The sequence below is a fragment of the Cedecea neteri genome (genome assembly GCF_000758305.1).
In the GTDB taxonomy this organism is placed as follows: domain Bacteria; phylum Pseudomonadota; class Gammaproteobacteria; order Enterobacterales; family Enterobacteriaceae; genus Cedecea; species Cedecea neteri_C.
Map to the genome: position 1 here is coordinate 172,868 of NZ_CP009458.1, position 24,287 is coordinate 197,154.

The 24,287-nt window shown below is 54.2% G+C and carries 25 protein-coding genes and 2 tRNA genes; 9 read left to right on the plus strand and 18 right to left on the minus strand.

The genetic code is table 11. The annotated features are described in order from the left end of the window. Positions 1-180: 180 nt before the first annotated feature. The 10 genes from LH23_RS00825 to LH23_RS00870 form a co-directional block, all read right to left on the minus strand. Positions 181-257, minus strand: a tRNA-Arg gene (locus LH23_RS00825). A 4-nt stretch (positions 258-261) separates the two neighbouring features. Then, positions 262-354: transfer RNA gene (locus tag LH23_RS00830), tRNA-Ser, on the minus strand. A gap of 301 nt (positions 355-655) precedes the next feature. Then, positions 656-841, minus strand: coding sequence for a carbon storage regulator CsrA (gene csrA / locus LH23_RS00835; RefSeq protein ID WP_008458257.1), 186 nt, complete (start codon positions 839-841; stop codon positions 656-658). Positions 842-1,085: 244 nt separating this feature from the next. Then, a complete protein-coding gene (gene alaS, locus LH23_RS00840; RefSeq protein ID WP_039287065.1) occupies positions 1,086-3,713 on the minus strand; it encodes an alanine--tRNA ligase in 2,628 nt (875 codons plus the stop codon). Positions 3,714-3,852: 139 nt separating this feature from the next. After that, positions 3,853-4,368, minus strand: a complete 516-nt coding sequence (locus tag LH23_RS00845) for a regulatory protein RecX (protein ID WP_039287068.1) — start codon at positions 4,366-4,368, stop codon at positions 3,853-3,855. Positions 4,369-4,443: 75 nt separating this feature from the next. Then, complete coding sequence (gene recA, locus LH23_RS00850; RefSeq protein WP_039287071.1) at positions 4,444-5,508, minus strand: recombinase RecA; 1,065 nt, start codon at positions 5,506-5,508, stop codon at positions 4,444-4,446. Positions 5,509-5,593: 85 nt separating this feature from the next. Beyond that, positions 5,594-6,103, minus strand: coding sequence for a nicotinamide-nucleotide amidase (pncC, locus tag LH23_RS00855; protein ID WP_039287073.1), 510 nt, complete (start codon positions 6,101-6,103; stop codon positions 5,594-5,596). 131 nt (positions 6,104-6,234) lie between these two features. Next, positions 6,235-7,113, minus strand: a complete 879-nt coding sequence (locus LH23_RS00860) for a metal ABC transporter substrate-binding protein (protein WP_039287075.1) — start codon at positions 7,111-7,113, stop codon at positions 6,235-6,237. After that, on the minus strand, positions 7,110-7,994 hold the full coding sequence (locus LH23_RS00865; RefSeq protein ID WP_039287077.1) for a metal ABC transporter permease: 885 nt from the start codon (positions 7,992-7,994) through the stop codon (positions 7,110-7,112). The genes LH23_RS00860 and LH23_RS00865 overlap by 4 nt, the downstream gene beginning before the upstream one ends. Further along, positions 7,991-8,686 (minus strand): metal ABC transporter ATP-binding protein, encoded by a 696-nt coding sequence (locus tag LH23_RS00870; protein WP_039287080.1) that lies wholly within the window; start codon positions 8,684-8,686, stop codon positions 7,991-7,993. Before LH23_RS00870 ends, LH23_RS00865 begins: the two co-directional genes overlap by 4 nt. 401 nt (positions 8,687-9,087) lie before the next feature. On the opposite strand from LH23_RS00870, the gene LH23_RS00875 reads away from it, so the two are divergent. The 7 genes from LH23_RS00875 (at position 9,088) to gutQ (ending at position 14,011) form a co-directional block, all read left to right on the plus strand. Then, on the plus strand, positions 9,088-9,636 hold the full coding sequence (locus tag LH23_RS00875; RefSeq protein ID WP_039287082.1) for a PTS glucitol/sorbitol transporter subunit IIC: 549 nt from the start codon (positions 9,088-9,090) through the stop codon (positions 9,634-9,636). Between the two features lie 9 nt (positions 9,637-9,645). Continuing rightward, on the plus strand, positions 9,646-10,614 hold the full coding sequence (locus tag LH23_RS00880; RefSeq protein ID WP_039287084.1) for a PTS glucitol/sorbitol transporter subunit IIB: 969 nt from the start codon (positions 9,646-9,648) through the stop codon (positions 10,612-10,614). Between the two features lie 11 nt (positions 10,615-10,625). Next, positions 10,626-10,988, plus strand: coding sequence for a PTS glucitol/sorbitol transporter subunit IIA (gene srlB / locus LH23_RS00885; RefSeq protein WP_039287085.1), 363 nt, complete (start codon positions 10,626-10,628; stop codon positions 10,986-10,988). A 29-nt stretch (positions 10,989-11,017) separates the two neighbouring features. Then, a complete protein-coding gene (srlD, locus tag LH23_RS00890; RefSeq protein ID WP_039287088.1) occupies positions 11,018-11,797 on the plus strand; it encodes a sorbitol-6-phosphate dehydrogenase in 780 nt (259 codons plus the stop codon). A gap of 57 nt (positions 11,798-11,854) precedes the next feature. Continuing rightward, a complete protein-coding gene (gene gutM, locus LH23_RS00895) occupies positions 11,855-12,214 on the plus strand; it encodes a transcriptional regulator GutM (protein ID WP_039287090.1) in 360 nt (119 codons plus the stop codon). Positions 12,215-12,282: 68 nt separating this feature from the next. Next, positions 12,283-13,068: a glucitol operon DNA-binding transcriptional repressor SrlR gene (srlR, locus tag LH23_RS00900; protein ID WP_039287091.1), complete on the plus strand. Its 786-nt coding sequence runs from the start codon at positions 12,283-12,285 to the stop codon at positions 13,066-13,068. After that, the gene (gutQ, locus tag LH23_RS00905; protein ID WP_039287093.1) at positions 13,049-14,011 is read left to right on the plus strand and encodes an arabinose-5-phosphate isomerase GutQ; all 963 of its coding nucleotides are present in this window, start codon (positions 13,049-13,051) and stop codon (positions 14,009-14,011) included. Before srlR ends, gutQ begins: the two co-directional genes overlap by 20 nt. A 41-nt stretch (positions 14,012-14,052) precedes the next feature. On the opposite strand, the gene mltB is transcribed toward gutQ, so the two are convergent. Then, entirely contained in the window at positions 14,053-15,129 is a 1,077-nt protein-coding gene (mltB, locus tag LH23_RS00910; RefSeq protein WP_039287095.1) for a lytic murein transglycosylase B, read from the minus strand. Positions 15,130-15,223: 94 nt separating this feature from the next. Next, a complete protein-coding gene (trpS, locus tag LH23_RS00915) occupies positions 15,224-16,243 on the minus strand; it encodes a tryptophan--tRNA ligase (RefSeq protein ID WP_039287096.1) in 1,020 nt (339 codons plus the stop codon). Positions 16,244-16,520: 277 nt separating this feature from the next. Here trpS and LH23_RS00920 point away from each other — a divergent pair, with 277 nt between their 5' ends. Continuing rightward, positions 16,521-17,192: an HAD-IB family hydrolase gene (locus tag LH23_RS00920; protein ID WP_156108006.1), complete on the plus strand. Its 672-nt coding sequence runs from the start codon at positions 16,521-16,523 to the stop codon at positions 17,190-17,192. A 45-nt stretch (positions 17,193-17,237) separates the two neighbouring features. On the opposite strand, the gene LH23_RS00925 is transcribed toward LH23_RS00920, so the two are convergent. The 5 genes from LH23_RS00925 to LH23_RS00945 form a co-directional block, all read right to left on the minus strand. Continuing rightward, complete coding sequence (locus LH23_RS00925) at positions 17,238-18,278, minus strand: TerC/Alx family metal homeostasis membrane protein (RefSeq protein WP_039287098.1); 1,041 nt, start codon at positions 18,276-18,278, stop codon at positions 17,238-17,240. A 129-nt stretch (positions 18,279-18,407) separates the two neighbouring features. Further along, positions 18,408-19,178 carry an anti-sigma factor family protein gene (locus LH23_RS00930; RefSeq protein ID WP_039287112.1) on the minus strand — a complete coding sequence of 257 codons (771 nt, stop codon included), beginning with the start codon at positions 19,176-19,178 and terminating at the stop codon, positions 18,408-18,410. Continuing rightward, positions 19,175-19,687, minus strand: a complete 513-nt coding sequence (locus tag LH23_RS00935) for an RNA polymerase sigma factor (RefSeq protein WP_039287115.1) — start codon at positions 19,685-19,687, stop codon at positions 19,175-19,177. The genes LH23_RS00930 and LH23_RS00935 overlap by 4 nt, the downstream gene beginning before the upstream one ends. Before the next feature lie 21 nt (positions 19,688-19,708). After that, entirely contained in the window at positions 19,709-20,251 is a 543-nt protein-coding gene (locus LH23_RS00940; protein ID WP_039287118.1) for a cytochrome b, read from the minus strand. Further along, positions 20,248-21,336, minus strand: a complete 1,089-nt coding sequence (locus LH23_RS00945) for a catalase family peroxidase (RefSeq protein WP_419672664.1) — start codon at positions 21,334-21,336, stop codon at positions 20,248-20,250. The genes LH23_RS00940 and LH23_RS00945 overlap by 4 nt, the downstream gene beginning before the upstream one ends. Before the next feature lie 574 nt (positions 21,337-21,910). Between LH23_RS00945 and LH23_RS00950 the strand changes: the two genes are divergently transcribed. Then, on the plus strand, positions 21,911-23,476 hold the full coding sequence (locus tag LH23_RS00950) for a methyl-accepting chemotaxis protein (protein ID WP_052050098.1): 1,566 nt from the start codon (positions 21,911-21,913) through the stop codon (positions 23,474-23,476). A 37-nt stretch (positions 23,477-23,513) separates the two neighbouring features. Here LH23_RS00950 and LH23_RS00955 read toward each other — a convergent pair whose 3' ends face one another. Next, positions 23,514-24,230 (minus strand): Type III secretion system effector HopBA1, encoded by a 717-nt coding sequence (locus LH23_RS00955; protein ID WP_081946031.1) that lies wholly within the window; start codon positions 24,228-24,230, stop codon positions 23,514-23,516. Positions 24,231-24,287: the final 57 nt, after the last annotated feature.

Sequence of the window (24,287 nt, forward strand, 5' to 3'; positions counted from 1 at the left end):
ACTACTGACTCAATGTCGCTCATCATGCCACAACACTGATGAAGATGGTGCATCCGGGAGGATGACTCTCCGAAGGCCTGCCCTAAAGGGCCGTTGCTTAAGCAACGTTATCCTCCCTGGTGCAGGCTGAGAAATTAACTTTCTCTGTCACACCGACATCGCTAATGATGCAGGGGAAGATGGTGCATCCGGGAGGATTCGAACCTCCGACCGCTCGGTTCGTAGCCGAGTACTCTATCCAGCTGAGCTACGGATGCAAAATGGCGGTGAGGCGGGGATTCGAACCCCGGATGCAGCTTTTGACCGCATACTCCCTTAGCAGGGGAGCGCCTTCAGCCTCTCGGCCACCTCACCACACGCCTCTTTCGAGTGCTTCAAGTTACTCGTAAGAGCTTCTCGTCGCTGCGTGGCGCACATATTACTTTCTGGGACTTATAAGTCAAACAATTTTTCCCTACTCGCTATCGATTGCACAAATCACGCTCGATTAGCGTAATTTGGAGGCAAAAAGAGTGTTTTATCAACAGGCAAACGGCAATAAGCGCGCAGAAACAGCACACGGATAAGCGAAGCAAAATGGTGTTAACGGGAGAGAAAGGGAAAAGCCGGAAGAAGAGAGATGCGCCTCGCTGTAGATTAGCGAGGCGCGATATTTTTAGAAATTCGTTTGCTGGGATTTTTCAGCCTGGATACGTTGGTAGATTTCTTCGCGGTGTACAGAGACTTCCTTCGGGGCGTTAACACCGATACGGACCTGGTTGCCTTTTACTCCAAGCACAGTCACGGTCACCTCATCCCCAATCATAAGGGTCTCACCAACTCGACGAGTCAGAATTAACATTCTTTGCTCCTTGAAAGATTAAAAGAGTCGGGTCTCTGTATCCCGGCATTATCCATCATATAACGCGAAATCGTAACGAATGACAAATAGATAAGACGCACTCTGTCATAGCATTACACTCTGTTATATCTAAGTTTAGCCGATATACACAACTTCAACCTGACTTTATCATTATTGATAGTGTGTAAATGGTAGTACGCCATAACTGAGAACAGTTATGGCGCAATTACACTTTTAGTTATTTTCAGAGTTTTGCCGTAACCCAGGCCTCAACGCCGGCCAGTGCGCCCGGCAATGCCGCCGCATCTGTACCACCCGCCTGAGCCATATCAGGACGACCGCCCCCTTTGCCACCAACTTGCTGTGCAACCATCCCCACCAGTTCCCCCGCTTTCACACGGTCGGTCACATCTTTGGAGACACCAGCAATCAGAGACACTTTCCCTTCTGCCACGGTGGCCAGAACAATCACGGCGGAGCCAAGCTGATTTTTCAGGTCATCGACCATGGTGCGCAACATCTTAGGCTCGACGTTGCTCAGCTCGCTTACCAGTAATTTAACGCCTTTTACTTCAACCGCTTTGCTGGAGAGGTTTGCGCTCTCCTGCGAAGCCTGCTGTTCTTTCAACTGCTGCAGCTCTTTTTCCAACTGACGGGTACGTTCCAGTACTGAACGGACTTTCTCGTTCAGGTTCTGGCTGTCGCCTTTCAGCAGTTGAGCGATGTCGTGCAGTTGATCACTTTGCGCATGGAGATTGGCCAGTGCGCCTTCGCCGGTCACGGCTTCAATACGACGAACCCCTGCCGCCGTACCCGATTCCGCAACGATGCGGAACAGACCGATGTCGCCCGTACGTGAAGCGTGAGTACCGCCACACAGTTCGGTGGAGAAGTCTCCCATGCTCAGAACACGGACATGGTCGTCATACTTCTCGCCAAACAGCGCCATTGCGCCCTTCGCTTTCGCCGCTTCCAGATCCATAACCTTGGTTTCGACAGGCAGGTTACGGCGAATCTGCGCGTTAACGATATCTTCTACGGCGCGGATTTCAGCTGGCTTCATCGCTTCAAAATGAGAGAAGTCGAAGCGCAGGCCTTTGTCGTTTACCAAAGAGCCTTTCTGAGCAACGTGAGTACCAAGCACCTGGCGCAGCGCAGCATGCAGAAGGTGCGTTGCGGAGTGATTCAGACGAATACGAGCGCGACGAGCTTCATCAACTTTCGCTTCCACGCTGTCGCCCACTTTCAGCACGCCGGAAACCAGCTTGCCCAGGTGGCCGATAGCCTGACCGTATTTCTGAGTATCGCTAACCGCGAAGTCAACACCGTGGCCTTTCACATTACCTTTATCGCCAACCTGGCCACCAGACTCACCATAGAATGGCGTCTCGTTCAGTACCACGACGGCATCCTGACCGGCAGTAACCTGGTCAACGGATTTGCCGTCAACGAACAGCGCGATCACTTTCGCGTTCAGGTCGAGGCTGTCATAGCCTTTAAATTCAGAAGCAGAATCCACGCGGATCATGCTGTTGTAGTCTGCGCCAAACCCGCTGGACTCGCGCGCGCGACGACGCTGCTCTTCCATTGCGGCCTCAAAGCCTGCTTCGTCAACTTTGATGTTGCGCTCACGGCACACGTCAGCCGTCAGGTCCACAGGGAAGCCGTAGGTGTCATACAGGCGGAAAGCGGTTTCGCCATCCAGCGTATCACCCTTCAGCTTCGCCAGTTCGTCATCCAGCAGCGCCAGACCGCGCTCCAGCGTGCGGGCAAACTGCTCTTCTTCAGTTTTCAGAACCTGCTCAACCAGCGACTGCTGTTTGGCCAGTTCTTCGCCCGCAGACCCCATGACTTCGACTAATGGGCCAACCAGCTTATAGAAGAACGTGTCTTTCGCACCCAGCATGTTGCCGTGGCGAATGGCACGACGAATGATACGGCGCAGAACGTAGCCACGGTTTTCGTTAGAAGGGGTTACGCCATCGGCAATCAGGAACGCACATGAACGGATGTGGTCCGCAATAACGCGCAGGGATTTGTTCGACAGATCGGTCGCGCCGGTCACTTCAGCAACGGACTGAATCAGCTTTTTGAACAGGTCGATATCGTAGTTGGAGTTAACGTGCTGCAGAACAGCCGCAATACGCTCCAGACCCATACCGGTATCGACAGAAGGTTTTGGTAGCGGCAGCATGGTGCCGTCGATCTGACGGTTGAACTGCATGAACACGATGTTCCAGATCTCAATGTACCGATCGCCATCTTCTTCAGGGCTTCCCGGAGGCCCGCCCCAGATGTGATCGCCGTGATCGTAGAAAATTTCGGTACACGGACCGCAAGGGCCGGTGTCACCCATCTGCCAGAAGTTATCGGATGCGAAGGCTGCGCCTTTGTTATCGCCAATGCGAATAATACGCTCGCGCGGCACACCGACTTCTTTTTCCCAGATTTCATAGGCTTCGTCATCGGTTTCGTAGACGGTCACCCACAGACGCTCTTTCGGCAGAGCAAACCAGTTTTCGCCGGTCAGCAGTTCCCAGGCAAAGTTAATCGCATCGTGTTTGAAATAGTCGCCAAAGCTGAAGTTACCCAGCATCTCGAAGAACGTATGGTGACGCGCGGTGTAACCGACGTTTTCCAGATCGTTGTGCTTGCCGCCTGCACGGACGCAACGCTGAGACGTTGTGGCGCGGGAATAGTTACGTTTGTCGAGACCCAGGAAGACATCCTTGAACTGGTTCATCCCGGCATTGGTAAACAGCAAAGTCGGATCGTTGTTCGGGACCAGGGAGCTGCTCGCTACAACCTGGTGGCCTTTACTATGGAAAAAATCGAGAAACGCCTGACGGATCTCAGCGGTGCTCTTGCTCATAATTATCCTGGAATCAAGCTAACGAAGAGTTGTAAAGCTGCCATGACGGCCGTAACGCAAACGGCTCAGGCCAGCTTACCTGGAAAAAAGTGGGAATAAGATAAGTTTTCTGGCGAGGGAAGTAAAATCCAGTGTGGCCCTAATCAGCAAAATTTCGCCAGATCTCCTGAATGTCTTCCATAAAGAAGCCACGATAGAGAAGAAAACGCTGCACTTTCGCCTTCATCTGCCACTCTGTTGGCAGCGGCGAGCCAAACTTGCGTTCGGCCAGTTCCCGCGCCAGCGGCTGCCAGTCAATTTCACAGGCCATCATCGCCGACTCACCAATAGCCCGGTCTATGCCCTTTTGCTTAAGTTCCTGACGAATACGCTGCGGTCCGTACCCTTTCCGGCTGCGGCTGGCAATAAAACGTGACGCAAACTGCACGTCATCCAGCCAGCGGTGTTCGTAACACCAGGCAATAACCTTATCAATGTCTTCCTGAGTGACCTCAGGTTCGTCCTCTTTAGCAAATTTTGCCGCAAAGGCAGAAGGCGTTGCCAGCTTACGGCGAAGTTCGTGTTCGCTGTGGTCACGCATGGCAAGAATACGGGTCGCCTTATCTAAAAGGCGGGCAAAAGGGCTACGGCGGGGAGAAGCGGTGTTGTCGGGCATAGAGTCGTGTGACAAAGATCGATATAAGAGGGAGATAAAGCACAAAGGGCCGCGTTAGCAGCCCTTTGTCTTATTTTAGAAGTCTTCGTTGGTTTCGACCGCGTCTTCGTCGTGGTCATCTACCGTGAAGTCCGGCGTGCTGTCCTGGTTATTCAGCAGCATTTCGCGCAGTTTCTTCTCAATCTCTTCCGCCATCGGCTTGTTCTCTTTCAGGAAGTTGCTGGCGTTTGCCTTGCCCTGACCGATTTTTTCACCGTTGTAGCTGTACCATGCACCCGCTTTTTCAATCAGCTTGTGCTTCACGCCCAGGTCAACCAGCTCACCGTAGAAGTTGATACCTTCGCCGTAGAGGATCTGGAACTCAGCCTGCTTAAATGGCGCGGCAATTTTGTTTTTCACTACCTTCACGCGGGTTTCGCTACCGACGACGTTTTCGCCATCCTTCACGGCACCGATACGGCGAATATCGAGACGGACAGACGCGTAGAATTTCAGCGCATTACCACCGGTCGTGGTTTCCGGGTTACCGAACATCACGCCAATTTTCATACGGATCTGGTTGATGAAGATCAGCAGCGTGTTGGACTGCTTCAGGTTACCCGCCAGTTTACGCATTGCCTGGCTCATCATACGTGCCGCAAGGCCCATGTGAGAGTCGCCGATTTCACCTTCGATTTCCGCTTTCGGCGTCAGTGCCGCAACGGAGTCAACGATGATGACGTCAACAGCACCTGAACGTGCCAGTGCGTCACAGATTTCCAGCGCTTGCTCACCGGTATCAGGCTGGGAACACAGCAGGTTGTCGATATCAACGCCCAGCTTTTTGGCATAGACCGGGTCCAGCGCGTGCTCGGCATCGATGAACGCACAGGTTTTACCGCCGCGCTGCGCGGCCGCAATAACCTGCAGGGTCAGCGTTGTTTTACCGGAAGATTCAGGCCCGTAAATTTCTACGATACGGCCCATTGGCAGGCCGCCTGCACCCAGCGCGATATCCAGAGAAAGTGAACCGGTAGAGATCGTTTCCACATCCATGGAGCGGTCTTCACCCAAGCGCATGATGGAGCCTTTACCAAATTGCTTTTCAATCTGGCCCAGTGCTGCCGCTAACGCCTTCTGTTTGTTTTCGTCGATAGCCATTTCTACTCCTGTCATGCTGAGTGATGCGATGATTCGCAACCCCGCGTTCTCAATACTGTTTCGTTGAGGCAATTATACTGTACAGTCATACAGTATCAAGTTTATTTTTTAGAAAATCGTCCCACAGGCTCTGCAAGGCGAATTCCGTGGCCTGGCGGCGGACGGCATCGCGGTCGCCGTCAAAGCACTGCACTTTTGCCAGCGCTCTGCCATGCTTGTCCGCAAAACCAAACCACACCGTACCGACCGGTTTTTCAGGCGTGCCACCATCCGGCCCGGCGATACCGCTGACAGAAACAGCATAATCCGCTTTAGCGGCGGCAAGCGCTCCCTGAGCCATCTCAAGCACCACGCCTTTACTGACGGCGCCATAGGCTTCCAGCGTGGTTTCGTTCACGCCAATTAGCTGATGTTTTGCTTCATTGCTGTAGGTCACAAAACCCCGCTCAAACCAGGCTGAGCTGCCGGCAACGTCGGTAATCACTTTCGCGATCCAGCCGCCGGTACAGGATTCTGCAGTAGTCACGGTGGCCCCAAGCTGCCCAAGGCCATTCCCTACCCGCTGGCTTAGCTTAAACAATGCGCTGTCTGTCATGCTGGCTCCGATTGTAGACATATCATTAGCCAACACGATAGCACTTTACGGGCGTTGCAGGGGATTACATCGGGATACTCGGGAAGGGTTCCAGAAATGGAACGGCCAGCAAAAGCTGGCCGGGAGAAAAACTACTTCATGCTGTTGGCGATGGTGTTCACGTTATGTTTAAACGCCTTTTCGTAGGTGCTTGCTGGGCCGCCAGGGCCTGAAAGCGCCTCTGGATAAAGCTCACCGCCAGGCTTAGCGCCGGTCGCGCTGGCAATTTGCTTCACCAGGCGCGGATCGGTCTGATTCTCAATGAAATAGGTGGAAATATGTTCTTCTTTGAGCTGTTTAATCAGAGAAGCCACGTCGCTGGCGCTGGCCTGGGCTTCAGTGGAAAAGCCGACTGGCGCCAGGAACGTGACGCCGTAAGCCTCACCAAAGTAACCAAACGCGTCGTGGCTGGTCAGAACCTTGCGTTTTGCCTGCGGCACATCCGCAAAGCGCTTTTTCGCCCAGCCGTCTAGCTGCTTCAGGCGCGCTGCATAGCTATCACCGCTTTTACGGATCGCCGCAGCGTCCTGTGGGTCGGCAGCAATCAGCGCCGCAGAGATATTCTCCGCGTAGATTGCCCCGTTTGCCGCGCTGTTCCACGCATGTGGGTCAGTGATCGATTTACCGTCTTCTTCCATACTGCGGGTGTTAATCCCCTGGGAAGCCACGATAACTTTGCCTTTGTAACCCGACGCCGTCACCAGGCGATCCATCCACCCTTCCATGCCGAGCCCGCTCACAATCACCACATCCGCATTACGCAGCGCGACGCTGTCTTTCGGCGAGGGTTCAAAGCTATGCGGGTCACCATCCGGCCCCACCAGGCTGGTGACTTTGACGTGGTCGCCGCCAACCTGTTTAGCCATATCAGCCAGCACGGTGAAACTTGCCACTACATTCAGCGTTTTCGCTGCAGCCATCTGGCTGGAGAGCGCCAGAGCCAGCGCAATACCAATCCCTAAACGTTTCATTTAACCCCCTTTATGATTGCCAATTTCCTACGCAGCAGGCTCCCTGCAAGCACGCTGCGCGGTCCGAAAAGTATTGAGATAAAGAATGCGACGCTCGCGGTAAGCACAATGGCAGGCCCGGCCGGTAAAGAGGCATAGAAAGACCACACCAGCCCTAACCAGGCGCAAATCAGGCCACACACCACGGCAAGAGCGATCGAACCCGGCAATGTCTTAGCCCAGCAGCGCGCGGCAATGGCGGGCAGCATCATCAGGCCAACGGACATTAATGTGCCGAGGATCTGGAAACCGGCGACCAGGTTAAGCACCAGCAACGCTAAAAACGTGCCGTGAATAAGCGACGGCAGCAGCCGGTTGTTCACCTGTAAAAAACTGCGGTCAAACGACTCCAGCACCAGACCACGGTAAAGCAGCGCCAGCGCAACCAGCGTCACGCTTGCAATGAGACCTACAAACTTAATAGCTTCACCATCCACGGCGAGAATCGAGCCAAACAGCAGGTGCAGAAGGTCAACGCTTGAACCGCGCAACGATATCAGCGTCACGCCGAGCGCCAGAGAACCAAGGTAGAATCCAGCAAAGCTGGCATCTTCTTTTAACGGCGTCCGGGCGCTAACCCAGCCGGAAAGTAAAGCCACCAGCACGCCAGCGACAAACCCACCAATGCCCATCGCCACCAGCGACATACCGGCAACCAGATAGCCCACGGCAACGCCGGGCAAAATAGCATGCGAAAGCGCATCCCCCACCAGGCTCATGCGGCGCAGAAGGAGAAAAATGCCAAGCGGAACGGTACTCAGGGAAAGCGACAGGCAGGCCACCAGCGCGCGACGCATAAAGCCGTAAGCCACAAACGGCTCAATAAAAAGGTGATAAATCATGCAGTTTGTACCAGACGTGGGCGAAAGGAAGCATATTGCGCTAAGGCTTCGTCGGCGCTGCCCCACTGGTAACCCTCCGGGGTGAGCAGCAAGACTTCAGGAAAATGGCGACGTACCAGCTCGTTGTTATGCAGCACGCTAATAAGCGTCTTGCCATCCAGATGCATCTGGCACATCAGTTCCATTAAAAATTCGCTGGTTTGTGCATCCACGCCGGTGAACGGTTCATCAAGCAGCACCAGCGGCGCGTCCTGAACCAGCAGGCGGGCAAACAGCATACGTTGAAACTGTCCCCCTGAGAGCACATCAATAGGCCGCAGGTAATGCTCACTTAATCCCACGCGTTCAATCGCTTCCATCACGCGTTCACGGTGCTGGCGACGAAGGCCGGAAAACAGCCCGCGTCCCGGCCAGCTCCCCATACAAACCACGTCATAAACCGTGGCAGGAAATTGCCGATCCATTTCCCCTAACTGCGGCAGCCAGGCAATGCGTGGGCGCATATTGTCCTGAAACTTTACGCTGCCGGAAATGGGAGGCAGTAGCCCGGCCAGGGTTTTTAACAGCGTCGATTTACCGCAACCGTTGGCCCCGATCACCGCCGTCATGCTGCCACGCCGGAACTGGCCGCTGAGCGCCGACACCACAACGTTGCCGTAATAGCCCAACTCGAGATTCTGCAATTCGATCATGGCAGGATAACCGCCCAATGAATGGCGCCCCAAAGTATGAGGATCAGCGCTGCTACAAGGGCCGCGCGAAGCAGCCCGGAAAGGCTGAATAAGGAAGAGGGAGCAACAGCGGACATACCGGCACCAATATTGTTTCGTTATAACATAACATAATCTACTCAACTGACCTTGTAAATTTCTGTTTTACACTTCGGCATAAACGAACCCTCAATCAAGCACACATACCCCTTCGATCAATCAGAACGTCATTTTTTCACCTCTTTCACCATTCAATTATCTTTCAAACTGACAGATTTATATTTCACAATGAGATCCAAATAACATATTTACGCATTTCAAAATGATTAATATGAGTCACCACCGGAAACAACGGTGAGCAGATAACCCTACAGGAGACAGAAATGATCGACATGATTACCCACGGGGCGGAGTGGTTTATTGGCCTGTTTCAGAAAGGCGGAGAGGTCTTTACCGGTATGGTGACCGGCATTCTCCCTCTGCTGATAAGCCTGCTGGTGATAATGAACGCGCTGATTAACTTTATCGGCCAGCACCGCATTGAACGCATGGCGCAGCGCTGTGCAGGCAACCCCGTATCGCGCTACCTCTTGCTGCCCTGCCTCGGCACCTTTGTGTTTTGCAACCCGATGACGCTAAGTCTGGGGCGCTTTATGCCTGAGAAGTACAAACCGAGCTATTACGCCGCTGCATCATATAGCTGCCATTCGATGAACGGTTTGTTTCCCCACATCAACCCTGGCGAACTGTTTGTTTATCTGGGCATTGCCAGCGGGTTAACGACGCTGGGCCTGCCGCTGGCCCCTCTGGCAGTGAGTTATTTGCTGGTTGGGCTGGTCACCAACTTCTTCCGCGGCTGGATAACCGATCTCACCACCTCGATTTTCGAGAAAAAAATGGGCATTGAGCTGGAACGCCAGGTTCGCCTCTAAGGAAAAATCATGACTCAAAGCATTCGTATTGAAAAAGGCCAGGGTGGATGGGGCGGGCCGCTGATCGTCCCGGTCGATCCGAGCAAAAAGATCGTTTACATCACGGCGGGCACACGCCCGGCAATCGTCGACAAGTTAAGCGAAATGACAGGCTGCCAGGCGGTAGACGGTTTTAAAGACGGCGAACCGCCGGAGGCAGAAATTGCGCTGGCAATCATAGACTGCGGCGGTACGCTGCGCTGCGGGCTCTACCCCAAACGCCGCATCCCAACCATCAATATCCACGCCACTGGCAAATCCGGTCCCCTGGCGCAGTACATTGTTGAAGATATTTACGTCTCAGGCGTCCGGGAAGAAAACATTAGCTGGGCCAGCGGCGAACCGCAGGTCGAGCGCAAACAGGCGCCAGCGCGGGACTACGACGCCAGCAAAAAAATCACCGAACAAAGCGACGGCCTGCTGGCTAAAGTCGGTATGGGAATGGGCTCAGCCGTAGCCGTGCTGTTTCAGGCAGGACGCGACACTATCGACACGGTTCTGAAAACAATTCTGCCTTTTATGGCCTTCGTGTCGGCGCTGATTGGCATCATCATGGCGTCAGGGCTGGGCGACTGGATTGCCCACGGCCTGGCCCCACTAGCCAACAACCCTATAGGCCTGATTACGCTCGCGCTGATTTGTTCTTTCCCCCTGCTCTCACCTTTCCTTGGCCCAGGGGCGGTGATTGCGCAGGTCATCGGGGTGCTGATTGGGGTGCAGATTGGCCTCGGACATATCCCTCCTCACCTGGCGCTGCCCGCGCTGTTTGCCATTAACGCCCAGGCCGCCTGCGATTTTATTCCTGTTGGTCTGTCTCTGGCAGAAGCCCGGCAGGAAACGGTACGCGTCGGCGTGCCTTCTGTTCTGGTCGGTCGCTTTTTAACGGGCGCTCCCACCGTGTTAATCGCCTGGCTGGTGTCCGGCTTCATCTACCAATAAAGGAAAACCCCATGCAGATCATTTACCAGACCACCATCGTCCAGATTGGAGAGTGCGCGCGCGAGGCGCTGGCAGACAACATGCTTATTACCTTTCGGGAGGGTGCCCCGGCGGATATTCAGGATTACTGCTTTATCCACTGCCACGGTGAGCTGACCGGCCAGCTAAAGCCAGGTATCCACTTTGAACTCAATGGCCAGCATTACGCCGTCACCGCCGTCGGCGACGTGGCCCAGCAAAACTTGCAGGAGCTCGGGCACATCACCCTGCGCTTCGACGGTGAAGCACGGGCGGAATACCCTGGCACCGTACACGTCAATGGCCCGCTGCCTCAGTGCATTGAACCCGGCTGCCAACTGAAGTTTGTTGCATAAACATTGTCATTTAATCAAAGGAGTAAAACATGAATCAGGTTGCCGTTGTCATCGGTGGAGGGCAAACGCTCGGGGCGTTTCTCTGCCATGGGCTGGCCCAGGAAGGCTACAAAGTTGCCGTGGTGGATATTCAAAGTGAGAAAGCGGCCCGCGTCGCGCAGGAAATTAACGACCAGTACGGGCCGGGTTGTGCCTGGGGATTTGGCTCGGACGCCACCAGCGAGCAAAGCGTTACCGCGCTGGCTCGCGGCGTAGACGAGATTTTCGGCCAGGTCGATCTGCTGGTTTACAGCGCGGGCATCGCCAAAGCGGCGTTTATTGGTGATTTCGCTCTGGGGGATTTTGACCGCTCGCTGCAGGTAAACCTGGTGGGCTACTTCCTGTGCGCCAGGGAGTTCTCCCGCCTGATGATCCGCGACGGGATTAAAGGCCGCATCATCCAGATTAATTCTAAGTCTGGCAAGGTCGGCAGCAAGCACAACTCCGGCTACAGCGCGGCGAAATTTGGTGGCGTGGGGCTGACGCAATCTCTTGCCCTGGATCTGGCGGAATACGGCATCACGGTGCATGCGCTAATGTTGGGCAATCTGCTTAAATCCCCGATGTTCCAGTCTCTGCTGCCGCAGTACGCGGAAAAACTCGGCATTCCTGCGGACGAAGTAGAGCAATACTACATCGACAAAGTCCCCTTAAAACGCGGCTGCGATTACCAGGACGTGCTTAACACGCTCCTGTTTTACGCCAGCGATAAAGCCTCTTACTGTACCGGACAGTCGATCAACGTCACCGGCGGGCAGGTTATGTTTTAACTATCAGGTCATCGGTTGCCTCTGGCCCTCAGCCAGAGGCTGCCTAAAGGAGGATGCATGATGAATGCACTGATCGCCCTGGCGGCGATCGCCTGGCTCAGTCAGCTACTGCTCGGCGGCTGGCAAATTCGCCGTTTTAATCGTGCCTTTGACAGGCTCTGCCAGCAGGGTGCCGTTGGCGTAGGCCGCTCATCCGGGCGTTTTAGGCCCAGAGTGGTCATTGCCCTAGCCTTTGATGAGCGGCAAAACGTCCGCGACAGCCTGATAATGAAAGGCCTGACGGTTTTTGCCCTTCCACAGCCTGTACTGCAGTTACACGGCATGAATCGGCAGGAATTGCAGCCCGATGTGATCTTTCCCCATGATCGCGATTGTCAGAATGCTCTATCATTAGCGCTTAAACTGAAACAGGGTTAATTTCGTTTCGAATGCTTATTGCTTGCGAAATTACCGAACCGAAATTTATTGCAAGGTAATAAGAGCCTATGAAACCACGTCAGCGACAGGCGGCGATCCTGGAACATCTGCAAAAGCAGGGAAAATGCTCGGTGGAAGATCTCGCCCAGCATTTTCAAACCACCGGCACCACGATCCGTAAAGATTTGGTGCTGCTTGAAACGGCTGGCACCGTGATTCGCACCTATGGCGGCGTAGTGCTCAGTAAAGACGAACCCGATCCGCCTATTGACCACAAAACGCTGATCAATACTCTGCAAAAACAGCAAATTGCCGAGGCGGCGGTCAAGTACATCCACGATGGCGATTCCATCATTCTGGATGCGGGCAGCACCGTTTTGCAGCTGGTCCCACTGCTCCAGCACTTCAATAACATTACGGTGATGACCAACAGCCTGCATATCGTCAACGCGCTGTCTGAACTGGACAACGAACAAACCATCCTGATGCCCGGCGGCACCTTCCGTAAGAAATCAGCCTCGTTTCATGGCCAACTGGCGGAAAACGCCTTCGAACACTTCAGCTTTGACAGGCTTTTCATGGGCACCGATGGCATCGATCTCACCGCCGGGGTCACAACCTACAACGAGGTTTATACCGTCAGCAAAGCGATGTGCAACGCAGCTCGCGAAGTGATCCTGATGGCCGACTCCTCAAAGTTTGGCCGCAAAAGCCCGAATATTGTCTGCGGGCTGGAGAGAGTCGATACCATCATCACCGACGGCGGCATTAGCCACGAATTCCTCACCGCGCTGCGTGAAAAAGGCGTGAAAGTGATTGTTACCGGAGAAGAAGATGAATCAGCGAATGATTGACGCCGCACGAGAAACGCTGCTGCTGGAATTACAGGAAGCGAGCCGCCTGCCGGACAGACTTGGCGAAGATTTTGTTGCCGCCGCCAACGCCGTGCTTACCTGCCAGGGAAAAGTGATTGTTTCCGGTATGGGCAAGTCAGGGCATATCGGGAAGAAAATCGCCGCCACCTTTGCCAGCACCGGCACGCCCGCCTTCTTCGTTCACCCCGCCGAAGCGTTACACGGCGATTTGGGAATGATCGAAAGCCGCGACATCCTGCTGTTTATCTCCTATTCCGGCCATGCGAAAGAGCTGGATTTAATTATTCCTCGCCTGCAGGAAAAGGCCGTTAAGCTGATTGCCATTACCGGCAAAGCTGAGTCGCCGCTGGCGAAAGCGGCCTTTGCCACGCTGGATATTTCGGTAGAGCGTGAAGCCTGCCCGATGCGCCTTGCGCCAACATCCAGCGCGGTAAATACGTTAATGATGGGGGACGCACTGGCCATGGCCGTCATGCAAGAGCGTGGCTTTAACGAAGAGGATTTTGCACGTTCACACCCTGCCGGTGCGTTAGGCGCACGTTTGTTAAACCGGGTTCATCACCTGATGCGCACCGACGAACAGCTTCCGCAGGTGGCGGACAGCGCCTCCGTCATGGATGCCATGCTGGAGCTAAGTCGCACAGGGCTGGGGCTGGTTGCCGTCTGTGACAAAGCACAGCAAGTTATCGGCGTCTTTACCGATGGCGACCTGCGTCGCTGGCTGGTGGGCGGTGGTAAGCTGGAAGCCGGGATCAAAGATGCCATGACGAAGAATGGCACGGTGCTGAATGCCGAAACCCGGGCGATTGATGCCAAAGAGATGCTGATGAAAAAACGCATTAGCGCGGCGCCGGTCGTGGATGAAAACGGCGGGCTGCTCGGGGCAATTAACCTGCATGATTTTCACCAGGCAGGTATTTGAGAACCGCTTTTATCGCCCCCAAAGGGGGGCGATATGACGTATTACTGAACGCGAGCCAGCGCCACGGCCTGCCCTAATTGCCACACTGCCATCGCATAATGGGTGCTGTGGTTGTAGCGGGTAATGGCGTAGAAGTTTGGCAGCCCGTACCAATACTGATAACGGTCGCCCATATCCAGGCGCAGCAGGCTCACTTCCTGATGGTTGCCCAAAGAGCCCTGCGGACTCAGGCCGGACTGGCCCAGCGCCGCCACAGAGTATTTGGTGTTAAAGCCGTTAGCCAGCCCAGGAACCTGGCCATTGGCCGGCACGGCAACCATATCGCCCTTCTCCCAGCCGTGCGCTTTGAAATAGTTCGCCACGCTGCCGATTGCATCTTCCGGATCCCACAGGTTCACGTGGCCGTCGCCGTTGAAGTCCACCGCATACTCTTTAAATGAAGAAGGCATGAACTGCCCATAACCCATTGCTCCGGCGAAGGAACCTTTCAGCGCCAGCGGATCGTCACCTTCGTTACGTGCCATCAGCAAGAAGGTTTCCAGCTCGCCAGCAAAGTATTGCGCGCGGCGCGGGTAGGCAAAGGCGAGCGTCGCGAGAGCATCCACAATGCGAGTTTTCCCCATCACGCGGCCCCAGCGGGTTTCAACCCCAATGATCCCGACGATGATTTCCTGTGGTACACCGTAAACCTGGTACGCGCGGTTCAGGGCAGATTCATACTGGTTCCAGAACTTAACGCCGTTTTGTACGTTATCCGGCGTGATGAATTTAGCGCGATAGCGTAACCACGCCCCGTTTGGCCCGGCAGGCGGCGCGGTCGTCGGTGCCTGTTGATCCATCAGGCGCAGCACGTAATCCAGACGTTTGGCCTGGGACAACACTTCATGCAGTTGGCGACGGTCAAAACCATGCTCATTCACCATTTTGTCGATGAACTTCTCTGCTTCCGGGTTGTAAGCAAAATCACCGGTTTGCATAAAGACATCGTGTTGCGGCTGGAGCAGGAAACCGCCAGACGGCGTACCGCTGGTTTGCTGCTGCTCGGCGGTTTTCGGCTTACTGCTACAGGCGGAGAGTAAAACCAGCATAGGAAGAAGTGCTGCGGCTGAATAACGCATCTGATGGGCTGTCCCTGTGAATGTTCGCGAAAGTTTCGCAATAATGGTAATCCATAATCACTCATCTGAGTATGCCTCTCGCGCCCTTCTGCCGTTAAAATAGCACCGGCAACCCCAGCGCACGTTTTACTTCATCCGCCGTTTGCTGAGTCAGCGCTCGCGCTTTTTCACTCCCGGCTTTCAGCACCTCAAGCAAGTAAGGCTTATCTTCGATAAAGCGATTTCGCCGCTCTCTGATCGGCGCCAGCAGATTTTGCAGGCAGGTTTCCAGCTCATTTTTACACTGACGATCCCCCAGCCCGCCGCGCTGGTAGTGCTCTTTCATCGCCTCGACTTTCTCTTTGTCTTCATAGAAAGCATCCAGATAAGTAAACACCACATTGCCTTCAATTTTTCCCGGATCGTTCACGCGCAGATGATCCGGGTCGGTAAACATGGCGCTCACGGCCTGATGAATCTGCTGTTCGCTGGCTGAAAGGGTGAGCGTATTGCCCAGGGATTTTGACATTTTAGCGTTACCGTCAATGCCCGGCAGACGGCTAACCGGGCTGAGCAACGCTTTGCAGGGGGTTAATATCGGCGTCGGCGTCAGGCTATTCATCTTGTGCACAATCTCATTGGCCTGCTCGATCATCGGCAGCTGGTCGTCCCCCACCGGGACCAGGCTAGCTTTAAACGCGGTGATATCTGCGGCCTGGCTTACCGGGTAGACCAGAAAACCGGAAGGCAGAGAGCGGGCAAAACCTTTCTGGGCAATTTCGCTTTTTACCGTCGGGTTTCTTTCCAGGCGGGCAACGGTCACGATGTTCATATACAGCATGGTGAGCTCGGCCAGCGCTGGCAGAGAGGATTGCAGGCAGATTGTGGTTTTCTGGGGATCAATGCCAACCGCCAGGTAGTCCGCCATCACCTGCAGAATGTTTTCGGCGACTTTCTCCGGGCGGCTGCCGTTGTCAGTTAACCCCTGGAGGTCGGCCACCAAAATGTACTGCTGATGCTCATCCTGAAGCTGGACGCGCTTACGCAGTGAACCGACGTAATGCCCAAGGTGAAGCTGGCCGGTTGGACGGTCACCGGTAAGGATGGTTTGCTGCAAAGTGTGTGAACTGCTCATAAGGGCCTCCTGAGGCTGATAAATCTTGCCGGAGGGCGAACAGTTAAAATGAAATAGCCGCCTTCCGGCGGCTATTAGAAAAGGGTGAACGAATTCCTGCCGCCTCTAAAGAGACAGCCACCAGCGGCTAACCATAAGCAGGGTGTGATTTCTGTTCATTCGGTTACCCTACCACATTTCACGGCGGTTTCCGTAGCGGGATTTAAAAGTTTATAATTTCCCCATCGCTCGCAAGATGCCCTCGCGACGAACAGATAAAAAGGAAAGTTGGGAATCTATGGTTGTTATGAATGATCCTTCGCCAGGCGTCCTGTCGGTTTTTGATTTTGACGGCACGCTGACCCATAGCGATAGCTTTGTCCCGTTCCTGCGGTTTGCCTTTGGGCGCAAAACCTTCGCGCGCAAGATGATGCGTATGGTCATTCCGACGCTCAAATGCCTGCGCCGAAAACTGACCCGCGATGAATTAAAAGAAATACTGATTTCAACCTTCTTAACCGGCGTGAATGAGCAGTGGGTTAAGGAGAAAGCCGAAGTGTATTGCGCGAAAAACTTCGAAAAAATGATGCGCCCGCGTGGGCTGATGGCAGTTGCCGCCGAGCTGCGTTCTGGCGCTGAAGTGACGCTGTGCTCCGCATCACCAGCCATCGTGCTGCTGCCGTTCGCGGAACGTCTGGGCGTGAAACTCATCGGGACTCAGCTTGAAGTGGTGGACGGCGTGTTAACCGGCCGCATTAACGGCCATAACTGCCGCTGCGATCAAAAAATTCAGCGCCTGGAACAGGTTTATGGCCCACTCAACCAGCTGCATTTGCGCGCCTGGGGGGATTCAAGAGGGGATTATGAACTGCTGACCGCAGCCAGGGATTACCACTGGCGCCACTTCCACCGTGCCAAATCTCGTCGTCGCTCACCTATCGAAAGATTACGCCTCGACAAACATCTCTGAGTCTGGTCATCAGGACGCCCTCACCCGAAGGCGTCCTTCAACATTTTAGTTCTTACTGTCGCTTGATTCCGCTTTTGCCGGGAACATCACGCTGAGGATGATGCCTACGGCCAGCACGCCCAGCACAACGTACAGGCTGGCAGTGGCCGAGATGCTGTAACCGTGATGCCAGATGTGTTCGCTGGCGTTAAGCCCGAGCTTAGCGGCGATAAAGAACAGCAGCACCACCACCGCCTTTTCCAGGTGAACGAGGTACTGTTTTAACGCTTCCAGCACGAAATAGAGTGTACGCAAGCCAAGTATGGCGAACATCATTGCGCTGTAAACGATAAGCGGCTCACGGCTGACGGCAATAATGGCCGGGACAGAATCAAAAGCAAACATCACGTCAGACAGCTCAACCACCGCCACGCAAAGCATCAGCGGCGTAGCATATAGCGTGGCTTTTTTTACTCGCCCAACGGTAATGGTCTGGTTTTCTGGCTTCGCCAGCTCGTGGTCAACCTCAGCCTGGTTAAGCAGGAATTTGCGCCCGGCAAGCTTTGGCCAGAGAGGGAAAAAGCGTTTTACCAGCCGATAAGCCAGATGCTGAGAGTAGTCCTCAACTTCGTCCTCTCCATCGTTGCCTCTGAGCATCATCACCGCCGTCCACGCCACAATCAGCGCAAACACGATTTCAACATAAGGCCCCAGCGACAGCAGCCCGGTGCCGATAGCCACAAAGACGCCTCTGAAAACAATCGCACCGATAACGCCCCAGTAGAGCACGCGGTGCCGGTAGCGATCGGGAATGCCGAACCAGGCAAAAATCGCCATCATCACGAACAGGTTATCGACGGATAGCACCTTCTCAAGCGCATAGCCGGTAACAAACAGGCTGGCGACTTCAGCGCCATGATGAAGATATAAAAAACCGGCAAAAAGCATTGCCACTGCAACCCAGAATATCGACCACAATGCGGCACTTTTCAGCGAGATAGGCTCGTCTTTGCGGTGCATAAAGAGGTCGATAAAAATGGCACCCACCGAAAGCGCAAGAAATACCGCTACCGTTTCGGTCGGGAAGCCAATATGTGTAGATACCATGTTTTATCCTTCAGGAATGACGGAGGCAGCTTCGGGGGATCCGAGTGCCGCCTCACTCCATTCAGGATAAGACCTTCAGGCAAAAATGGTATATTTTTTCTGACATTGGCGAATATAACGGCGCCTGCATTAAATCGCTCGCGCATCCCCCGCGTACTGTGCTACCGCCTGTTGTAACCTCGCCGTCTGGCTGTCATTGGCCGGGCTTATCATCGCGTAGTTATAGCGGCGATCGCTCCAGTACTGCGCCGTCAGGTTATCGGCCTGACGCTCCCCTTTCCCCAGCATAAACATGCCGGAAGGCCGGATGTAATACGCCACGCGTGTGCCCTGAGCGTCCTGATAGACCACCAGCGCCGCCGGCCCCTGCTCGGTCACCATCAAGCGCCCGCCCACCAGCGTAAAACCGTAATTATCGAGGTCTGGTGCCAGCGCCCCGTTAATAAAGTAGCGGCTCATCCAGTTGTTCACCTCCGCGCGATCGCTGGCCACAACGTCCAGCGCTTTCACGCTACCGCTGTTCACCAGACGATAGGCCTGCACGGCATCTTCCATCGGCAGAATTTGCCGCATAACTTCGCTGGCATGCAGCTGCCACCCGGCCACTCCGCCCATGCCGACGGAGAATAGCAGGCTAAAAGCAACGGCTAAACGCCACCGACGGGTGCGCTGAATCTGCTGGCGCGCCCGCTGCACTTCCAGAGCCGGAGCAGAAACCTGAGGCACAAATTCATCCAGAGAAAGGCGTAAGCGCCGGGCATCGGCCTGCCATTTTTTGACCTGTGCTGCCTGCTCAGGATGCTGCTGCAAATAGTGTTCAACCCACTTTTTGCGCTCGTCATCCAGTTGCCCGTCAACCCAGGCATGGAGATCCTGCTCGTCAGGTATGCGCGATTTCATTTTAATCTCCTTAACGCCGGGGTGGATGACGTGCCTTCATCCCATTTTTGCAGCTGTTTTCTGGCTCGGGACAAACGCGACATCACTGTTCCCAACGGGATATCCAGCGACTCAGCCGCTTCTTTATAACTCAACCCTTCCACGCTGATGAGCAGCAGTAACGCACGCTGCTCCACGGGAAGCTGGCTGAACATCGCCAGCATATCGTCGTTGATCAGCATCTCTTCCGTTGACGCGGCCACTGGGTTTTCATCGCCGGTAAACAGCGACAAAATACGCTGGTAACGTCTTTTTCGCCGCTCGCCGTCAATGAATTGCCGGTAGAGAATAGAGAACAGCCAGCTGCGAAGGCTTTCTCTGGCCGCCAGATCCCTCTCGCGGGTAAACGCTTTCTCAAGGCAGGACTGCACCAGATCCTCTGCGCCGTGAGGATTGCGCGTGAGCCATAGGGCGAAACGCTGCAGATGCGGCAGCATTTCCCGTATTTCCTGTTCGCTCAGTTTTGACATGATTTACTCCACTGCGCGAGGTTAGCCCCGGCCTTTGTAGCCCGTCATGCTGCTGAACACGCCATCGCGCAATAACAGCGCATGGAATAAAGCAGCAGTTAGATGCAACACCACGGTGACGAATAACAGCAGCGCAAGCCAGGTATGCAAAGGCCGAAGCACGGCATAAAGCTCAATATTTTTTGCCACCAGTGCCGGTAGAGTGATGCCAGCCCCCAGCGTCACGGGGTAGCCCGCAGCAGAGAGCATCGCCCAGCCTACCAGCGGCTGAGCCACCATCAGAAGATAGAGCAGCCAGTGGGATAAATGCGCCAGCGCCACCTGAAAACCCGGCAGATTCGCCGGGAGCGACGGTGTTTTATAACGAAGGCGGAGATAAACCCTCAGCATAACCAGCAGCAGAATGGCGACGCCAAGCGGTTTATGCAACGAGTATAAAAAAGCATGCGCTGCCGACACCGTGGACACCATCCCCACGCCGATAAACAGCATCGCCACGATCAACAGCGCCATCGCCCAGTGAACGACGCGCAGCAGAGGGTGAAAAAAAGTTACTTTGCTCATAAACCAGCCCCTTTATTTACCTGAGCTTCTTCGTGCGTGCGGCGATTGAAGGATGACGAATAAGCCGCAGAGCGTGCGCTAAGCAGCGGATCGTCTGAGCCAGAAATGCCTTCCGGCAGGATCAGAGGATCGTAGTTGATGTCCCGACAGCTGCCTTCGGCCTGATCTTGTGCGGACGTCAGCACCAGCGTCCCGGCATTAATCTTTTGGTGGCTGTCGGGCCAGGCTTTTGTCGCATCATTAGTCGCGTCACCCTTATCAGCCACGCTGATAATCAAATCCCATTTTAGCGGCCCCTGCTGCAGGCGCTGCTTGATGTCCTGCTGCAGGAACAAAGGATTCGCTTTGTCTTGCGCGGTCACCGGCACACCGGGCGTTTGCGCCTGCATGCTCCAGCGCACGCCGTGAACGTCCCCTGCTTTGTTGGTAAATAAGAAGGCGTTCAGGCTGTTGTAGCTGTCGCTGGCCCAGCTCGACGTCGGCACATAGCTCTTCACCCAGGCAAAAAACGGCTTTGCCTCCGGGTGAGCGCTGATAAATGCTTTCATTTTGGCTGGATCAGGTTTGCCCGTTTTAGGATCGGGCATACCCGCCATTTGCTGATCGTAGAAGCCCTGAGGCGTAGCAACGCTAAAGAACGGCAGCGCGTTCATCCCCGTGCGCCACTCCTGGCCATCACGGGTGATAAACTGCAGCGCCATACTGCGTACGGGCACCGCACCATCAGGCGCATTGGGGTTACCGCCGGCAATCGCCAGGCGGCCAATGACTGGCGTATTGCCCGGCAGAAACACCGTAGCTTTTGACAAAGCACTGGCGCTACCGTTGGAGTCAAAATACCCCACCACGCAGACTCCTTTGGCATGATTGCGACGATAACCGGGGTGCTCTCCTCCCGTTTTTTCCAGCGCATTAACCAGCTTGTCGGGGGATAAACGCCCCGGCGTCAGGGCTCCCCACGCCCAGGCAAACAGTAGGCAAAGGGTTAACGGAATGGCGACTATCACGGCGCCACGCAGTAAAAATTGCTGCGGGTAGCGCAAATTTTTAAACATCGCGCAGAAAGACGGACGGGGTTCTCGCATAGGTTCGGCTCACAATAATGAAACGGCATTTGGTTTTGGAGCACATAGGACGAACGAAATGACCATTTATTCCCAGGTCTTAAAATTTTTTTCCACCGTATTCCACCATCAAAAGCAGGGGAATGGCTGTTATTAATTTATATATCTCGGGAATTCGAACGTTAAAAACACTGATTCAGCCTTTTTCATTAATAGGTAAAAAAGTTAAATATTAAAAAAATAATAAACTTTTGTTAGCAGACGTAACGAGTGTACAGTGGGGATTATTACAAATCATCGGCATCAAGTTTAAAGCATAAAAACAAAGTGAAACCGCAAATGAAAAACAAAAATAATTTAGCTTATGTAGAACAAAAATAAACACCATTGTTATTTATGGAATAAAGCATTCCGCCACCGTCAACGCTGCAAGCATCGGTGCAAAGTTGCCCTATTGACAACTTTTTGCCTGCAGATTAATTTCCTTTCCACCCTGTAAGCCTGCAAGACAACTTACTCTCCTGTATCCACTGCAGGAAAATACTCCGACAACACCATTAACATCACGCTCAATATTAATTAAAAGAGAGTTATTATGTTTAAAAACCTTTCTATCGGCTCGCGAATAAGCGGCAGCTTTATCATTATTTTATTAACGCTGGTTGTGCTGACGCTGGTGGCAATTATGCAGGTGAATAAAATAAACAACGCGCTGATTGCCATCAACGATGTCAATAACGTTAAACAGCGCTACGCCGTTAATTTTCGAGGCAGCGTGCATGATCGTTCGATTGCCATACGCGACGTGACGCTGGTGCCAACAGGCGAACTGCAGAGCGTTATAGAACACATCCGCAAGCTCGAGCAGGATTACCAGGCCTCAGTCCAGCCGATGGAAGGCATCTTTGCCCAAGGCAGTGACGTGACAACCGAAGAACGATCTCAGTACGAAAAGATAAAAGAGGCCGAGCAGCAAACGCTCCCGCTGGTGAATGAAATTATCGCTCTGCAGCAAAAAGGCGATGTGGAAGGTGCGCGCCAGGTCATCCTCAATCAGGCTCGCCCAGCTTTTGTTAACTGGCTGGCTACCATTAACGGTTTTATCGACATGGAGACGCAGCTCAACGACGCGCTTGCTAACACAGCACGCGGTATTGCCCGCACATTCCACCTTCTGATGCTCACGCTGGCGCTGGTTGCCGTAGCGCTTGGCCTGTTAATCACCTGGTCAACCACGCGTAAAATCACGCTTTCCCTCGGCGGTGAGCCGGTTGATTTGCTACGGATGACCAACGCCATCGCCGCCGGAGATCTGACGCAAACGCCTGAGCTGCGTAAAAAAGATACCAGCAGTATTCTGGCCTCGCTCAGCCATATGCAAAATGCGCTGCGCCAGCTGGTGCTGGAAGTACGCCAGAACGCTGAAGGTGTGGCGAGCGCCAGCGCAGAAATAGCCAAAGGAAGTAGCTCGCTTTCTGCAAGGACTGAAAACCAGGCTGCGGCGCTGCAGCAAACTTCAGCGGCGATGGACCAGGTGGCGAGCACGGTGCGGAACAATGCGGAAAGCGCGCAATACGCCAGCAAGCTTGCCAGTTCTGCCGCCAGCGAAGTCGCACAGGGGAGTGAAATGGTGCAGGGGATCGTCAGCACCATGGAGGAAATTACTCAGGAGTCCGTGCGTATTGCGGATATCACCTCGGTGATTGAAGGCATTGCTTTCCAGACCAACATTTTGGCGCTGAACGCCGCCGTTGAGGCCGCCAGAGCGGGTGAACAAGGCCGGGGTTTTGCCGTTGTCGCCACGGAAGTTCGAGCCCTTGCCCAACGCTCCTCCAGCGCCGCGAAGGAAATTAAAGGCCTGATTACCGGCTCAGTACAGCGAGTGAATAGCGGTGCGCAGGAGATCGATCAGGCGGCGGAAACCATGAGCAAGATTTTAACCACCGTCAGCCAGGTGAACAGCATCGTCAACGAAATTGCACATAATTCTGCCGAACAGGCGACCGGCGTTAATGAAGTTGCTCAGGCCGTAGCGCAGATGGATAAAAACCTGCAGCAGAACGTCGCGCTGGTTGAGGTGACTTCCTCGACGGCAACCTCTCTCGATACGCAATCCCGCATTCTGCGGGAAACCGTCAGCGTTTTTCAGGTTGCCTCCTGAGAGAAAAAGTGACGGGGAATCGCTATTCCCCGTTTTCTTATTTCGGGAAATTAATCACCAGGTGGCTGTTGTCGTCCTTATCGTTCAGCGAACAGCCCGGGGCTTTACCGCTCGAATCGAAGGACACCACAGGGCCGGGACGCATATCTTTAGGCCCTTGCTCACGGCTATGGTGAAAATGACCGCCGCCGCCCCAAACCAGCGTTTTACGAGCGCCAATGGCACGCTCTTCCTTTTCTGCCGCAGCGTTCCAGGCAATATTGAGCGCCAGCCGTTTGTTCATGTATTTGATGGCTTCCATCGGCGTTTTTGGCGCAGCGCCGGGAATATGGCGGTCAATGCCAGCGACGGAAATCCCGGCTTTGTGGGCTTCATAAAGCGCCCCGGCAACCTTATCCACCCAAGCCTCGCCGTGTTTTGACCAGGCGTTCATGATGAAGTTTTTTGTCGCCTCTTTGCCATGAGCCAGCGCTTCGCGGAACAAGGCGTTATCGCTGTACTTCACAAACTCTACCGCCAGCAGATCCACTCCAGCCTTTTTCAACTCGGGAATGGCATGCCCGACAAATTCAGGGATCGCAAGCTGACCATGCACATCGCCCAGGTAGGCAAGTTTGTTATCACGGAACAGGTTAGCCAGGGCCTGAACAGGATCGTTTACCGGCGGCTTAATTTTAATATCAGGATGGATCCTTCCGCTGGCGTTAAGGGCGGCGGGCTGAACGCGATTTGACTGACCGACTGCAGAAAACATGGTTATCTCCGATGCTGGGATGTTTTCTGGTAAGTGGGTCACTGGAAATTGAGTTCC